Raw genomic sequence first — 14,621 nt, forward strand, 5'->3', positions numbered from 1 at the left:
TTCTCTGCGACATCACGTCTCCTTACCCCAAGAAGTCTGTCAACCCTACGGTCCGCCAAGAATTGAATTCAATGCCCTCTGAGAGTGAAACGGCACGAGCGGATCGTCACCCCCACTGCTCCGTTCGAGCTATGGGGCGTGTCTAAACCTGCGATCCCGGGTGATGTCACATACGCTTTCACCTGCACAGAAGCACATCAGACGGGCGTGCCGCGAGGGTGTCACATCGCCGGCGGGGAATATGACGCATCGTGGTTCCCGGCCACGCGCGCACTTCACAAACGGGCGACAGCGAGCAGACGACGGTGACGTGTCACCGATTGTTTTCGAGGTTTGAAGCCGAAATCAGGCACTGTTCTGCAGATCTGACTCGTCGCACTTGTGGGTGCGTCAATGCACCCGATGGTGGGCGAAAGAATGGCTACCTTAAAGAGGCGGCCATATCCGGTCGCGACCATCAACCACTAGGAGATTTCGGTGCTTGCCTACCGATGGACGCGAGTCGCCCTGATCGGTCTGCTCTCGCTATGCCTACCCCTCACCGCCGGGACGGCCATGGCGGACCCGTGGGACCAGCCATCCGGTCACAACGAAGTAGTAGTGACCAACCTCGACGGCGATGACAACGACACAGCGGTGTCGAACATCTCTGCCAGCGACAACTGGATCGAGATCGCCAACCTGGACGGCGACTCCAACAGTACAGCGGTGGTGAACGAGGACGCTGACCACAACGCCACGGCAGTGGAGAACGCGGACTCCGACCACAACGCGACCGCGGTCTCGAACGACGACGCGCACGGCAACGCCACCGGAGTCGAGAACGAGGAGTCCGACCACAACGCGACAGCGGTCTCGAACGACGACGCTAACCACAACCTCACCGGCGTCGAGAACGAAGACGCCAGCCACAACGACACCGCCGTCATCAACGACGACGCCGACCACAACCTCACCGCCGTCGAGAACGAAGACGCGCACGGCAACGACACCGCCGTCGCCAACGACGACGCCAACCACAACGCCACCGCCGTCGAGAACGAAGACGCCCACCACAACAGCGCCGCCGTCATCAACGACGACGCCAACCACAACCTCACCGCCGTCGAGAACGAAGACGCGCACGGCAACAACACCGGTGTCATCAACGACGACGCCAACCACAACGCCACCGCCGTCGAGAACGAAGACGCGCACGGCAACGACACCGGGGTTCTGAACGACGAGTCAGACGACAACTCGACCGCAGTGTCGAACGAAGACGCTGACGACAACACCACCGCGGTAGCCAACGTCGACGCCCACGCGAACAACACCGCGGTCAGCAACGTCGACGCCGACGACAACGACACCGCCGTCGTCAACAACGACGCTGACAGCAACACGGTCGTGGTCAGCAACACCGAGGCCAACCACAACAACACCGCCGTCGCCAACAACCACTCCAAGAAGACGACCTCTGTCGTCAGCAACCTCGGCGCGCACCACAACAACACGGCCGTTCAGAACGCCCACACCAGCGCGTCCACCACGGTCGTGAGCAACAACGGCAGCCACGGCAACGACACCGCGGTAGCCAACAGCCACGCGAAGGACACCACCACGGTCGTTTCCAACAACGGCAGCCACGATAACTCGACCACCGTCAGCAACAGCGGTCACGGCAACACGACCGTCGTCAGCAACAAGGGGTGATTCACCACTTATTCAGACACACAGGCGAGTCCGGGTGGGGCGCAACCTCGGACTCGCCTGTTTCATGCGCGGACACCCCTCGGTCTTACCCCGACGGTGCGTCACGCGTGAAGTTCACACATTCGATGGCCCGTCTCAGCGGCCGTCGAACTCCTTGATCACCAGTTGTCGGCACGACTCGTAATCATCACTCGCTTACTCTCGAATCAATCCTCGAACACACACTCCGAGGTTCTCGTGTCATGACGCCGCGTCGACACCTGCGCCGCGAAAAAGGGCGGTCTTCTTGAACAGAGTCAATCTACTCATTCCTCTCGAGGGCGGGCACGGAATTTTTCGCCGACATGATCGAGTCAGAAAAATCTTGTTGGACAAGCAAAGGAGCGCCACGTCGGGAAGCGTCAGACCGTACTCGGACGCGCCTGCTCACTGCTCGCCGCCGGTATCGCCGCCGTCGCGCTGGCCTCACCCGCCGTCGCCGAAACGATCACCAGTACGTACGAATCCGGTTACGAGAGCGGCTTCGAGGGGTGGACAGCGAAGGTGTCCATCGGCTGACCCGCTTCGCCGGTCCGATCACGGGGTTGGCTCGCCGAACCCCGTGATCAACGGGACGTGCCGGTGAGAATGGTCAGCCCGTAGGCGGACAGGACCCGGTTGACCGGCAGGAAGTAGGAAGTGCCGCCGCTGGTGCAGTTCCCGCTGCCGCCGACCAATATGCCCTGAGCCTGCGTACCGCTGACGAACGGCCCGCCGATGTCACCGGGTTCCGCGCAGACGTTGGTCCGCGTCAGGCCACGCAAGGTGCCTTCGGGGAACGTGATCGTGTGGTTCTTGCCCTGGATCACGCCACACCGCCAGCCGGTGGTCGCGCCGTACCGGCACACCGAGGCACCGACCGGTGCCTCGACCGCGCCGCTGACCACCACTCGGTTGTCGCCAGGCGGAATCGACCCCACCAGCCGCCAGTCGGTGGTGTTGGTGACCCGGATGACGATCGCGCCGGTAGGCGGGAACGGCGCCGAGGAAACCACTCCGACCACGCGGCCCGCGCTGCGGATCGTGTCACCTTGCTTGCCGCACGCGGAACTGGCGATCAGGTAGCCGACATTCCCGCTGACCGCGGCGAACCCGGCAGTGCACCGGGAGACGCTGCCGGACTGCAGCACGCTTCCGCCGCCGAGCGGAGCAGGCGCTGCCGCCTGGGCAGCAGACGGCACGGCGAGGCTGAAGATCAGCAGGAACCCGAGTAAGGCACCGAATCGAGGCAGGGTCATGTGAGCCTCCGATGGCAGGGACGAGCTTCGATCGTAACCAGGCCGGAGGCTCGCTGTGGCGTCGATGTTTCCCAGTTCCGCACACAGGCGTGCGGTCGATCTAGTGGTTGCGAACGGAAGTTCGTCGAGACCCCCGACAGACTTCCGTTCGTGACCACTAGTCCCGGACGGCATCGATGAACTCGGCGAGCCGGGCCGTGTCGGCCAGGTACCGCTCGTACGGGAAACCCGCTCTCAGCAGGGCGTCCCGCAACTGGCCGTCCAGGGACCTCTCGCTGTCGTGGAACGCCTTGCTGCCGGTTTCGGTGAGGCTGACCAGACGTCGGCGCGCGTGGTCGGGGTCGGTGCGGATCCGCACGAGCCCGGCCGCCGCCAGGAGGCGCAGGGCCCGGCTGATCGCCGGGTCGGACACCGACAGCGCCACTGCCAGTTCGTGCTGGGTCACCGGCTGGATGTCTTCCAGCATGCCCAGCAGCCGCAACTGCCTGTAACTCAGATCACCCCGGGGGTTCGCGCGCTGCCGCATGACCTCCCCGAGCAGGAAAACCACGCGATGCAGCGAGTCTGCGAGTCCATCGTCCACGACCGGAAGCATACCTGAGTCTTGACTGGTTAATATTAACCATGCAAGATTCAGGTCATGGACACGATCACGTACCTCGGACAGACCTCCTTCCCCCTGATCTTCCCGGCCGTCGCGGTCATCGGAGCGTGGATCCGCACCCGCCACAGCCCGTCACGCCAGGCGGCGCTGGAGACCTGGCAGCGGTGGTGGGCAATCAGCGCCGTCGGCGTCGGCAGCGGGTGGATGGTCCTCGCCTTCCTCGGCGCGCCGGACATGATGGCCACCACCATCGGCTTCACCCGGACCCCGTTCATGTTCGAAATCGCCTTCGCCAACCTCGGACTCGCGGTGATGGGCTTCCGTGCCGCCTCAGCCACCGCCACCGCCCGTGAGCGCATCACCGTCGGCCTCGGCGCGGGCATGTTCCTCTGGGGCGCGGCCATCGGTCACGTCTACCAGTGGTTCGCCAACGGTGACCACGCTCCCGGCAACACCGGCGGAATCCTGGTCGTCGACATCCTCATGCCCGCGGTCATGATCATCCTCGCCCGCCGCGCGCAGCGGCTGGCCACCGTCGAGCAGCCCACCGCCGCCCCAGGACTCGCCCAGCCCCGCGCATGACGACCGCTCATCCTGACCAGCAGCTTGCTGCTGGTCAGAAGCATGTGGGGCGGCTGCCGCCGCAGGGCACCAGGAAACCCCGGTACCACCCATTCTCGAATCCGGCAGGCGCGACACAACTGCGACAAGAGCAGGACGGCACCCGGACACGGACCCAGCACAGTCGCTGCCATGACGGAAGTCCAGTCGACCACAGTCGCCGAGCGCAAACGACATCTGCCCGCGTTGGACGGGTTGCGGGGCGTCGCGATCATCGGGGTGTTGCTGTTCCACACCGGCCACCTGCCCGGCGGTTTCCTCGGTGTCGACCTGTTCTTCGCCCTGTCCGGCTACCTCATCACCGACCTGTTGCTGCGAGAGGTCGAGACGACCGGCACGGTGTCGCTCATCGCCTTCTGGGGCAGGCGAATCCGTCGGCTGCTGCCCGCGCTCGCGGTCATGCTCGCGATCGTCACTGTGCTGGTGTGGGCGGTCGGTCCGGCGGACCTGGTGCGTACGACGCTCTCGGACGGCCCGTGGGTGCAGCTGAACCTGGTCAACTGGCACCTGCTCGCGGAGTCGGCCTCCTACTGGGATCGGTTCGGGCCGTCTCGCGTGTTCGAGCATCTGTGGAGCATCGCCGTCGAGGAGCAGTTCTACCTCGTGTGGCCGGTGGTCGTGTTGCTCGTCCGCCGGGTGGCGTCGACGGCGGCCGTGGTCTCGGTCCTCTCGCTGCTCTTGATGATCACGCTGGTCGACGCGGCGGATCCGACGCGGGTCTACACCGGCACGGACACGCGTGCGTTCTCACTGCTGTTGGGCGCCATGGTCGCGACGCCCCCGGTTCGTGCCCTGCTGGCTCGGGTGGTCGGCCGGTGGGTGGGTGCTGTGGTGGCGTTGCTCGCGTTCGGAATCGGCGCGATGTGGCTGCTCACCGACGGAGTGAACTCGTTGTGGCTGTTCACCGGCGGACTTTTCGCGCACTCGCTGGCGGCCGCGTTGCTGATCGGGTTGTGCGCGCAAGCGCCACACGCGACCCGTTTCCTTGGCTGGCAACCACTTCGCTGGTTCGGGCTCGTCTCCTACAGTCTTTACCTGTGGCACTGGCCCGTCATCGTTCTGTTGTCACCCCAGGTGACTGGTCTGGACGGCTGGTCGTGGACGGCACTGGTGTGCGGGGTTTCGACAGGCTTGGCCGCGTTGTCGAAGTACCTGGTGGAGGATCCGGTCCGGTTCCGCGTCGGCTGGGCGCGTGGCCGACGTGGACTGTTCGCTTTCGTCGCGGTGATGATCGGGCTGGCGGCGTTGTGGGTGGCACTTCCCGCCCCGGACCCGACGACGGTGGACGTCACGAAGCTTTGATCAGCGGGCAGGTCCGTAGCTTGGCTGACTCGGCGGTCGGCAGGGTGAACCGGACCTGTACCCGGGTGTCCCTCGGTCCGCCGCTCTGCACGTGGACGGCCAGCGCCGTGCACACGATCTGGTCGATGCCGAGCGGGGTCACCTCGTAGATCGACAACGGCACGTCGAGCTGGATCAGACCAGGAGACCTGGTCACGTTGACGCGGGGCACGCTGCTGGCCCTGATTTCCGTGTGCAGCGGCGAGTTGCTGGTTCCCGACATCAACAACGACAACGCGTCTTCGATCGTGCCGAGGCGTTGACTTGGCCGCGGCTCCGGCGTGAGTTGTTCGTCCGCGTCGACGAAGTACAGCGTCACGCCCGGAGCCAAGCCCGTCGGCGCCTCGCCGCCGTCGGTCACACCGGAAGGCTGCACGCCACAGCCGACGAGCAGCACAGCTGCCAGCACCAGCCAGATCCGGTTCACGACGTCTCCTCCAGGTCACGCGGAAGCAGCAGCACGAACCGCGCGCCACCGGCGACGTTGCCCGCCATGAGATCGCCACCGTGCAGACGAGCGTTCTCCAACGCGATCGCCAGGCCAAGGCCGCTGCCCGGGGTGCGGGTACGGGCGGCGTCGGCCTTGTAGAAGCGGTCGAACACGTGCGGCAACACGTGTTCCGGCAGGCCGGGGCCGTGGTCGCTGACGGTGATCCGCACCTGTTCGGCGGACGCCGAGAGGCGCACACGCACCGGCGGTCGGCCGTGCCGCAGCGCGTTGCCGACCAGGTTGGCCACGATGACGTCCAACCTACGCCGGTCCAGCGGCACCGTGATCGCATCCGGCGCCACCAGGTCGACCCGGTCCAGCCAGCCCCGGGCCCGCAGGCAGTCCCGCACGGCGCCCGCCACGTCGACCTGCTCCACGCGCAGGTGGGCGGTGCCCGCGTCGAACCGGGACACCTCCATCAGGTCCTCCACGAGCTGGACCAGGCGGCCGGTTTCGGTGATCGCCAGCTGCGCGGACTCCTTCGCGTCCGCGTCCATCCTGTCGGCCGCGCCCTCCAGCACTTCCATCACCGCGGTCAACGTGCTGAGCGGGGTGCGCAGCTCGTGGGAGACGTCAGCGGCGAATCTCCTGGCGTCGGCCTGCATGCGTTGCATCGCCGCCATCGACGTCTGCACCGACTCGGCCATCTCGTTGATCGTGACGGTCAGTTCGGCCAACTCGTCGGCGCCTTGTGGTTGTGACCGCGCGTCGAGGTCACCTGCGGCGAGCCGACGCGCGGTGTCACGCAGCTTGCGCACCGGCCGCAGCACGCTCCCGGCGGCCACCAGTGCGAGTATCGCGGCCAGTGGCAGCGCCAATGCCGAGGTGACGGCGGCGGAACGCGTCAAGTCGCTGATCTGCTGCTCGACACCGCTGAGGTCGTGCACGGAGTACACCTCGATACCGGACGGTGTGCGCGCGCCGTCCAGCGCGGTGATCATGATGGGTGTGCCGGTCAGCAGCCAGGGCTTGTCGTTGGCGGTGATCCGCTGTGCGACGAGCCGGTTCCGGGCGCGTACGGCGTCGCGCAAGGCGTCCGTGATCAGGCCGACGTCGGTGCCGTCCGCGGACCGCAGATTCTTGTAGACGACCGCGGTGTCCCCGCCGACAGCCGCGCGCAGCCGGTCGAGCGCGGCCTGGTCAGGCGGGTAGATCAGCTCAGGTGTGTGTGCCGTGATCTGGTTGACGGTGGTTTCGGTGAGCCGCCGCTGTGTGCTGTCGACCAGCGCGATGCTGGCCGTACCGGCGCTCGACCAGGCCGCCGCGGTGGCACCGAGCGCGGTGACCAGCGCGAACACCACCAGCAGTCGGGTACGCAGCCCGAATCGCCTGATCACACCGGTCCGAACCGGTAGCCGAACCCGCGCACGGTCTGCACGTACTCGGGAGACGCCGGGCTGGCCTCGATCTTGGCGCGCAGCCGTTGCACGCAGTTGTCGACCAGCCGCGAGTCGCCGAGGTAGTCGTGTTCCCACACCTCTTCCAGCAACTGCTGCCTGCTGAACACCCGGCCGGGCGCCCGCGACAGCGTCAGCAGCAGCCGCAACTCGGTGGGCGTCAGCATCACCTGTTCGCCGTGCAGGGTCACCGTCAGCGCCACGGTGTCGATGCGCAGGTCGCGATGCGCGCGTACGCCGTCGGTGACGCCGTTGCCGCGGCGGAGAACAGCACGGATTCGCGCATCGAGCACTGTGGGCTGCACCGGTTTGACGACGTAGTCGTCCGCGCCCGCCGCCAGGCCGCCCACGATGTCGAAGTCGTCGCCACGCGCGGTCAGCATGACCACCGGGGCCGTGCCTGCCTGCCTGATCCGGCGGCACACCTCGATGCCGTCGATGCCCGGCAGCATCAGGTCGAGCACGACGAGGTCCGGCGTGGCCGAGTGGAACTCGCGCAGCCCGTCCTCGCCGGTCTCCGCCGTGCGGACGTCGTGGCCGTGCCTGGCCAGCGCCAGCTGGAGTCCGCGCCGGACCAGTGGATCGTCCTCGATGAGCAGTATCGCCGCCACACGTCCAGTATGGACAAAACGGCGCCGGTACGCGGATCCTGCGACACAACCGGGACATGACAGCGGAGCCGCCGGGACACGGCGACGGCATCGTCGGAATCATGATCACCAGACGACATCTCGCCATCGCCATGACCGGCCTCCTGCTGGCCACCGCCTGCTCCACCCAGTCCGCGGCCACCCCGGCACCACCACCGGTGTCCAAGGTGCTGTTCCTCGGCGACTCGATCGCGGTCGGTGAGGCGCTGCCGATGGCCGCCGCGTTCAAGGCCAGCGGGATCGGGTTCGAGTCGCTCGCCGCCGAGGGCGGCGGCAACGTCGTCGGGCCGTTCTCCGAGGAGAACTGGAAGACGCTGCCGGACCGGATCACCACGGCCAAGCCAGCCGTGGTCGTCTACCAGCTCACCACCTACGACTGGGGCAGCCAGCAGGAGCAGAAGGCCGCGTACGACAAGCTGTTGACCACCGTGACCGGCGCGGGCGCCAAGCTGGTCTTCGTCACCTCGCCACCGATCAAACCGGACGACTTCTACAAACCGCACATGGACGACCTGAACCGCGCGCCCGAGGTGGCCCGAGCGGTGGCGGCCGGCTCGCCGGACAACGCGAGCCTGCTCGACGCCACCGCGGTGTGGACCAGCACCTACCAGCAGACCAAGGACGGCAAGGCCGACCGCAGCGCCGACGGCATCCACACCTGCCCGCAGGGCGCCGCGCGGTTCACCAACTGGCTGCTGGCCGAACTGGCGAAGCTGCAGCCCTCCTTCACCCCCGCGGCCGCGCAGGACTGGGCCAACACCGGCTGGGCAGCGGACAAGCACTTCAAGGGCTGCTGAGCCGTGTTCATGCCCTGAGGTGCACGGCCGTCCCGACTCGCATCAGTTCGAGCCGGGTCGGCACCAGCCGCGGGAGGGCGCGTATCGGCCGCAGCCGGGAGCGGCCGAGGTGGTACTCGAGTTTCTGGTGTTCCACGTGCGTGACGTGGAAGTGCCTGCCGAATGCGGCGTCGTATTCGGCGCGGGGACGGTAGAAAGTTTTCTCGGCCAGGAATGTTCCCATCTCCTGCCACCATTCCTCGAAGGATGCCGTTTCTTTCGCGTAGTACGCGCGGGAATAGAAAAGCCGGGCCCACGCCGCGCGTTTTCCGGCAGGCAGCCGGTGGATGAGCGGAACACCGAGGTGGGCCTCTTTGACCAGCTCAAGGGTGGGGAAGAGGTGGACGTGGACCCCGCCGGGACGGGTGACGCGGGCGAGTTCGGCTATCGTTCCCCGCAGGTCCACCACGTGCTCGAAGACCTGGTTGGAGCAGACGAAGTCGAACGTGTCGTCGTCGAACGGCAGCGCATCGCCCGGCATGAGGAGCTTGATCCGCTCGCGTGTGGCCGGTGGGACGGTTTCGCCGTCGCGGGCGAAGATCTCACCGTCACCGTAGTACGTGTCCGCCCCCTGGAATTCACCAATACCCGCCTCGATGCTCCGCGTGATGATTCGACCGTTTCCGCACCCGAAGTCCAGCGCGGTGAGCACGCGTCCGCTCCGCGTGGCCAGTGCGGTGAATCGGTCGAATAACCAGTCTTCGTTGGGAACCACGTGCTGATCATTCCACAACGCACAGGCGTGAATGCGCGGTTTGACCGCGAATTCCGAGAGCGGAAACGGCGCTAGCCGTCGCGAACGGCGTAGTCGCCGATCCCGTGGTCGAGTTGACCGCCGACCGCCTGGCCGGGCCTGACGGGGTCAGCGCGATCGAACTCGGTTTCCCGCACGACTTCCATCCCGTCGTGGTCGCCCGCCGAACCAGCTCATCCGGATCCGCGACCGCGACCGCACGCAGCCAGGATTGGACCTCCGGGTTCGGCAACGCGTTGGTGGACTGCCGCCAGGCCGGGTTGAGGTCGAGCAGGTGGTCGATGATCGGGCCGACGAACTCCGCTTCGATCAGCCCGGCGACGTGCCGGAGCACCTCGTGCCACGCCGGGTCCGACCACCGGTGGGTGAAGATGTCGATGACGGCTCGTCGTTGCTCGACCGCCGAGGCGACCTGATCGAATCCGTCGGGCACCTGGCCCGGCTCGGGGTCCTGTTCATCACGCTCGGCTGTTGTTCGAGCTGCGCATAGTGGTCGGTTCCGGCCCGTACCTCGAAGAACACAGCACTCGGGCGGAACCGAGAAATGGGTGGGCCACGTCTTCCACGGGTGGGAAGACAATAACGCAAGAAGAATGCCTCCATGTGCATCGAACCCCTGCCGGGTGCGTTGCCTGACGTAACGTCTCCCCGTGATGGTGGCGCGGGCGTACGACGGTGTTCTGGTTCACGAATGGCCTGCCCGGCAGGCGCGGGCGGCTCCGGCCATTGTGGACACGGACCGCGTGCTGACCTACGCCGGACTCGATCAACGCGTCGACGACTTCAGCCGACGGCTGACGGCGGCCGGTGTGCGCGGGGTGGTCGGCATCCTGCTGCCGCACACCGCCGACCTGGCGGTCGCGGTACTCGGCGTGCTGCGGTCCGGCGCTGCTTACCTGCTCATGGACGGCACTGACACCGACGTCCGGCATGTCGTCACAACTGGGCTCCGTCTGAACGGTGTCGACATGCCTGTCACGGACTCGGCCCAGCCCCACTCCCGGCCCCACGACGACGAACTGGCCGCAGTGGTCGTCACCTCAGGGTTGCCCGGCGTCGGCGTGCCACACCGGGCGCTGGCCAACCACGCGTCCGCGATGCGCGAGCGGTTCGACCTGTGCCCGGAGGATCGAGTCCTGCAGTGCACCACGGCGATCGAGGCGATCTTCCCGACGCTCGCTTCAGGCGCCTGCGCGGTGCTGTGCCCCGAACTCCCGGCCGAGGCCCCACCGATTTCCTGGACGACCAAGCCATCACGGCGGCGAATCTGCCCGCCTGCCTCTGGCAGCAGTGGACCGCTTGCATCGAGCAAGGCACCGCGAGGGTCCCGAAGTCGTTGCGGTTGCTTGTCGTGGGCAGTGGGCGGGCCGAGCCGAAGTCCATGCGGGCTTGGTGCGCGCACACCGGCATCCCGGTCATCAACACCTACGGACTGACCGAAACGGCGACCACTTCCCTGACCTACGAAGTGGGCACGTACTTCGACAGGGACACGGTTCCGGTCGGCGTCCCGATCGACAACGTCCGGGCGTACGTGCTGGACGGCAATCTGCGTGAGCTCCCACCAGGTGTCCCCGGTGAGCTGTACATCGGCGGGGTCGGGCTTGCCCGGGGGTACCTGTCCCGCCCGGGACTCACAGCCGGGCGGTTCGTGGCCGACCCGTACGCCCGCTGCGGTCGTATGTACCGCACTGGTGACCGGGCCCGACGGCGGTATGACGGCGGCATCGAGGTGCTCCCCAAGAGCCCGAGGTCGAGAACCGTATCGTCGAGCCCCGCATCTGGACGACGTCGTCAGCAACGCCGACCTGCGGCCTGCGATCACCAAAGAGCTCACCGAACTCGAATCCTTGGTACGCAACTCACCGGCCGATGGCGGACAGCAGACTGACGGCTCGGTCGACGGACAGCGAACCCGGCTGCGGGGTGGGCCCCGGTGGCCGGGGCATGGCGCGCAGTGCGGAACCGTAACGGACCAGCGCGGCGAAGTCGGCGGGATAACGGCTGGTGTCCACGCCCATGAAGCGGACGTCCACTTCGGGAAGCCGCTTGCGCCACAAGCCGGGTTCCGCGATCCCCGCCGATCTGACGCCGTGCGGGAACAGTCCGATCCGGACAGAGCCGAACCGCCCCGCGGCCGACCGGAGGTAGTTGACCGTGACGTCCACCGCGGACTCGACGGCGAACAGCGTCCACAACGGCACCAAGCCCGCCCGCAGCGTCCGGACCGGATCGATCAGCAGGAACGACTCGACGAGCAAGGTGTCCGTCGCGACCCCGGCCGCACCGAGCCATTCCCGGTGCAGGTCGGCGATCGGGGCGGACAGGGCGTGGGTGTCGGGGTACCGCACGACGTGCACGGGGTGGCCGGTCGCCGCGGCGAGGCGTTCCACGTCGTCGAGCAGGTGCGCGTCGAATCCCCATTCCGCTTCGGGCGCGTCGGTGTCCGGCTCGATGCCGTGCCGGTCGTAGTCCTGTGGCCGGATTCCGCCCTGCGCTCCGACCTGGAACACGTGCCGTTCGGCGACCGTCGTCACCGGCCAGGTCGAACTGTCCGCCAGGACGATGATCGGGGCGTCCGGAGCCAGGCGCTCACGCAGGAAAGCCTCGTAAGCGGCCCCGAGAGCACGGCGTTTCACCCTGAAGTACGCCATCTGCCCGATCATCAACTGGTCCTGGTTCGCGTCGTGCATGTGGTGCAGTGCGATGTCCGGGTTGCGTCGCAACAACGCCGGTGCGGCGTCCGCGCCGAACTCCAGTGCCCGGTCCGGCCTGCCGGGATCGTTGCCCTTCCAGCGAACCGGGACGAGGAACGTCTGCGGCAGCCACGGGGCGCCGATCGCGGTGGCCAGGTGGACGGCGGCGCCGTTGGACGACCCCAGCAGCACTGCCGGGTACTTGTCCCCCGGGTAGTGACCGGTCACCCATTCGGCCACCGCGTCGAAGTCGACGTCGCCGAGTCTGTCCGGCGACACTCCCTCGGCGGCGCCGGCGACCGCGTAAAGCCGTTGGCGTAACGGACGCGGCAGCAGGTTGGCCGCGTGCAGGGTGGCCGCGAACGCGCGTCCCTTGCCGAGCCGGTCGAAGGGTTCGCCGCGCAGCCCGTGGGCCGTGCTGCCGAGCATCGACGCCGCGGAGTCGAACGCGGCGATGGCATCGGCGGGTTCGATGGTGTTGGGCCTTCGGTTTGACACAAAGGATGTCATGACCTCTCCGCTGCCGTGAGCACGTCGGCGAAGGCCGACGGCGCCTGATAGGGGAAAGCGTGTGCCAGCCCGGGTAGTTCGACGACGTCCGGAGTCAGGTGGCGGACCCATTCAGGGGTGCAGATCGGATCCCGCTCACCCCGGATGGCCGTTGTCGGACACGCGACCCTGCGCAAGGTGGTCTCGACGGCGTCGGCGAGCATCGAGTTGGTCAGGTGCAGCAGCCTCGCCGGGCCCGCTCTGCGCCATTCCGGTCGCTGGGTCCTGGTCAACGACCTGGGCTCGCGCTTGCCGTCGCGCATCCACCTGAGCACCGCTTTCGGCCATGTCCGGTAGCGCGGGTCCACTGTCGGGCTGCCCAGCACGAGTCTGCCGACCACCTCGGGCACTGTGGCCGCGACGTGCGCGGCGACCTGGGTACCGCACGAGTGACCGATCACCGTGACGTCGCTGAGCTCACGGCGCCGCAACCAATCCACGGCTACCGCCGCGAGCTGGGTGATCCCCAGGTGACGCGGTGGATCCTCGCTGTCACCGAAGCCGGGCGGGTCGGGCAACCATGCCCGGAAACCGCTGCCCGCCAACGCGGACACACTGTCCCTCAGGTACACCGACACGCCGAGCCCCGGCAGGATCACCACATCCCCGCGATCCGGCGAGCCCGCGGTCAGCGCGTGCACGTTGCCCAGCGGCGTGGCCGTCCACACTGGAATCAGCACGGTCAGCGGCTCCGGATGAGGCCGACCGCGCCCGCCACCACTGCCAGCGCCGCACCGGCCGCCACCGCGGGGTGCCGGACCAGCCACTGCTGCGCGCTGTGGGAGTGGGCCGCCGCGTCGAAGTCGCCGTGGGCACCGCGGTCGGTTCCGGGCTGGTCGTCCAGTGGCTGCCACAGGTTCGTCGGCTGGCGTTCGTCTCGCGCGCGGTCGGTCTGTTGTGCCGAGAAGCCGGTTCGCCCGAGGTAGCGGTCAAGCAGGCCGGGTGCCACCCGGTCGGCGACCAGAGTGGCCACTGTGGACATCCCGACCCAGCGTTCGCGCCTGCGCGGGCGCCGCGACGCGCGGACGACCGCTCGGGCTGCCACCTCCGGCTGGTAGATCGGTGGCACCGGCTGGGCGCGTCGTGGCAATCGGGACAGCACCCACCCGAACTGCGGGGTGTTCATCGCGGGCAACTGCACCATCGTGACCCGGACACCCGACTTGGCGTGCAGCAGTTCGCAGCGCAGCGACTCGGTGAACCCCTGGATCGCGTGTTTTGCTCCGCAGTACGCCGCCTGCAACGGGATACCGCGATACGCCAGCGCGGAACCGACTTGGACGATGACCCCGGCGTCCCTCGGCAGCATCCGCTTCAACGCCGACTGCGTGCCGTGCACGTAGCCCAGGTAGCTGACATCGGTGACCCTGCGGAACTCGTCCGGGGTGATCTCGGCGAACGGCGCGAACACGCCGGTGAAGGCGTTGTTGACCCAGACGTCGATCGGCCCGATCTCGCGTTCCACGCGGTCCGCCGCGACCTCGAGTGCGGCGTGATTGGCCACGTCCACCGAGATGGCCAACGGTCTCCCACCGGCGGCCCGGACGTCCGCCGCCGCACGGTCCAGGCCCGCCTGGCCACGTGCGATCAGTACGACCCAGTCACCGCGCCTGGCGAACTCGCGCGCCACCGCCCGGCCGACGCCACCGCTCGCACCGGTAACCACCACGACCTTGCCCGACATGACCACCCCACGTGCCTGCTCGACGAC

15 protein-coding genes and 1 pseudogene are annotated in these 14,621 nt (G+C 67.5%); 6 read left to right on the plus strand and 10 right to left on the minus strand.

Annotation, left to right across the window (positions count from 1 at the left end):
* Positions 1-477: 477 nt before the first annotated feature.
* Positions 478-1,695, plus strand: coding sequence for a hypothetical protein (locus ALI144C_RS56275; protein ID WP_193441194.1), 1,218 nt, complete (start codon positions 478-480; stop codon positions 1,693-1,695).
* A gap of 605 nt (positions 1,696-2,300) precedes the next feature.
* On the opposite strand, the gene ALI144C_RS58680 is transcribed toward ALI144C_RS56275, so the two are convergent.
* Positions 2,301-2,972, minus strand: coding sequence for a S1 family peptidase (locus ALI144C_RS58680; RefSeq protein WP_076988059.1), 672 nt, complete (start codon positions 2,970-2,972; stop codon positions 2,301-2,303).
* Positions 2,973-3,129: 157 nt separating this feature from the next.
* Positions 3,130-3,555: a MarR family winged helix-turn-helix transcriptional regulator gene (locus tag ALI144C_RS16760; protein WP_076988125.1), complete on the minus strand. Its 426-nt coding sequence runs from the start codon at positions 3,553-3,555 to the stop codon at positions 3,130-3,132.
* 57 nt (positions 3,556-3,612) lie between these two features.
* On the opposite strand from ALI144C_RS16760, the gene ALI144C_RS16765 reads away from it, so the two are divergent.
* Together ALI144C_RS16765 and ALI144C_RS16770 are read left to right on the plus strand one after the other, a co-directional pair.
* Positions 3,613-4,158, plus strand: a complete 546-nt coding sequence (locus ALI144C_RS16765) for a DUF6790 family protein (protein WP_076988060.1) — start codon at positions 3,613-3,615, stop codon at positions 4,156-4,158.
* Between the two features lie 171 nt (positions 4,159-4,329).
* Positions 4,330-5,499 carry an acyltransferase family protein gene (locus ALI144C_RS16770; RefSeq protein WP_076988061.1) on the plus strand — a complete coding sequence of 390 codons (1,170 nt, stop codon included), beginning with the start codon at positions 4,330-4,332 and terminating at the stop codon, positions 5,497-5,499.
* Here ALI144C_RS16770 and ALI144C_RS16775 read toward each other — a convergent pair.
* The 3 genes from ALI144C_RS16775 to ALI144C_RS16785 are packed head-to-tail and all read right to left on the minus strand — an operon-like array spanning position 5,486 to position 8,036.
* Positions 5,486-5,965, minus strand: a complete 480-nt coding sequence (locus ALI144C_RS16775; RefSeq protein ID WP_076988062.1) for a hypothetical protein — start codon at positions 5,963-5,965, stop codon at positions 5,486-5,488. The genes ALI144C_RS16770 and ALI144C_RS16775 overlap by 14 nt on opposite strands.
* Positions 5,962-7,365, minus strand: a complete 1,404-nt coding sequence (locus ALI144C_RS16780) for a sensor histidine kinase (protein ID WP_076988063.1) — start codon at positions 7,363-7,365, stop codon at positions 5,962-5,964. The genes ALI144C_RS16775 and ALI144C_RS16780 overlap by 4 nt, the downstream gene beginning before the upstream one ends.
* Positions 7,362-8,036, minus strand: a complete 675-nt coding sequence (locus ALI144C_RS16785) for a response regulator transcription factor (protein WP_076988064.1) — start codon at positions 8,034-8,036, stop codon at positions 7,362-7,364. The genes ALI144C_RS16780 and ALI144C_RS16785 overlap by 4 nt, the downstream gene beginning before the upstream one ends.
* 56 nt (positions 8,037-8,092) lie before the next feature.
* Between ALI144C_RS16785 and ALI144C_RS16790 the strand changes: the two genes are divergently transcribed.
* Positions 8,093-8,872: an SGNH/GDSL hydrolase family protein gene (locus ALI144C_RS16790; protein WP_076988065.1), complete on the plus strand. Its 780-nt coding sequence runs from the start codon at positions 8,093-8,095 to the stop codon at positions 8,870-8,872.
* 7 nt (positions 8,873-8,879) lie between these two features.
* On the opposite strand, the gene ALI144C_RS16795 is transcribed toward ALI144C_RS16790, so the two are convergent.
* The gene (locus ALI144C_RS16795) at positions 8,880-9,626 is read right to left on the minus strand and encodes a class I SAM-dependent methyltransferase (RefSeq protein ID WP_076988066.1); all 747 of its coding nucleotides are present in this window, start codon (positions 9,624-9,626) and stop codon (positions 8,880-8,882) included.
* A 7-nt stretch (positions 9,627-9,633) separates the two neighbouring features.
* Positions 9,634-10,098 (minus strand): hypothetical protein, encoded by a 465-nt coding sequence (locus ALI144C_RS16800; RefSeq protein ID WP_076988067.1) that lies wholly within the window; start codon positions 10,096-10,098, stop codon positions 9,634-9,636.
* 220 nt (positions 10,099-10,318) lie between these two features.
* Here ALI144C_RS16800 and ALI144C_RS59055 point away from each other — a divergent pair.
* Both ALI144C_RS59055 and ALI144C_RS59060 read left to right on the plus strand, forming a co-directional pair.
* A pseudogene (locus tag ALI144C_RS59055) lies at positions 10,319-10,564 on the plus strand (AMP-binding protein); the annotation flags it as partial.
* Between the two features lie 302 nt (positions 10,565-10,866).
* Complete coding sequence (locus ALI144C_RS59060) at positions 10,867-11,556, plus strand: AMP-binding protein (protein ID WP_076988069.1); 690 nt, start codon at positions 10,867-10,869, stop codon at positions 11,554-11,556.
* Here ALI144C_RS59060 and ALI144C_RS16815 read toward each other — a convergent pair.
* From ALI144C_RS16815 to ALI144C_RS16825, 3 genes are read right to left on the minus strand one after another with little or no spacing between them, the layout of a single operon-like run.
* On the minus strand, positions 11,528-12,871 hold the full coding sequence (locus tag ALI144C_RS16815) for a hypothetical protein (protein ID WP_076988070.1): 1,344 nt from the start codon (positions 12,869-12,871) through the stop codon (positions 11,528-11,530). The genes ALI144C_RS59060 and ALI144C_RS16815 overlap by 29 nt on opposite strands.
* Entirely contained in the window at positions 12,868-13,590 is a 723-nt protein-coding gene (locus tag ALI144C_RS16820; RefSeq protein WP_076988071.1) for an alpha/beta fold hydrolase, read from the minus strand. The genes ALI144C_RS16815 and ALI144C_RS16820 overlap by 4 nt, the downstream gene beginning before the upstream one ends.
* A 2-nt stretch (positions 13,591-13,592) precedes the next feature.
* The gene (locus tag ALI144C_RS16825; protein ID WP_076988126.1) at positions 13,593-14,594 is read right to left on the minus strand and encodes an SDR family oxidoreductase; all 1,002 of its coding nucleotides are present in this window, start codon (positions 14,592-14,594) and stop codon (positions 13,593-13,595) included.
* Positions 14,595-14,621 lie beyond the last annotated feature (27 nt).

Source organism: Actinosynnema sp. ALI-1.44, from assembly GCF_001984155.1.
Classification (GTDB): domain Bacteria; phylum Actinomycetota; class Actinomycetes; order Mycobacteriales; family Pseudonocardiaceae; genus Kibdelosporangium.

Coding starts and splice junctions, on each gene's coding strand:
- ALI144C_RS58680 (WP_076988059.1), bottom strand. CDS start 2,972: ATGACCCTGCCTCGATTCGGTGCCTTACTCGGGTTCCTGCTGATCTTC.
- ALI144C_RS16765 (WP_076988060.1), top strand. CDS start 3,613: ATGGACACGATCACGTACCTCGGACAGACCTCCTTCCCCCTGATCTTC.
- ALI144C_RS16770 (WP_076988061.1), top strand. CDS start 4,330: ATGACGGAAGTCCAGTCGACCACAGTCGCCGAGCGCAAACGACATCTG.
- ALI144C_RS16790 (WP_076988065.1), top strand. CDS start 8,093: ATGACAGCGGAGCCGCCGGGACACGGCGACGGCATCGTCGGAATCATG.
- ALI144C_RS16815 (WP_076988070.1), bottom strand. CDS start 12,871: ATGACATCCTTTGTGTCAAACCGAAGGCCCAACACCATCGAACCCGCC.
- ALI144C_RS16825 (WP_076988126.1), bottom strand. CDS start 14,594: ATGTCGGGCAAGGTCGTGGTGGTTACCGGTGCGAGCGGTGGCGTCGGC.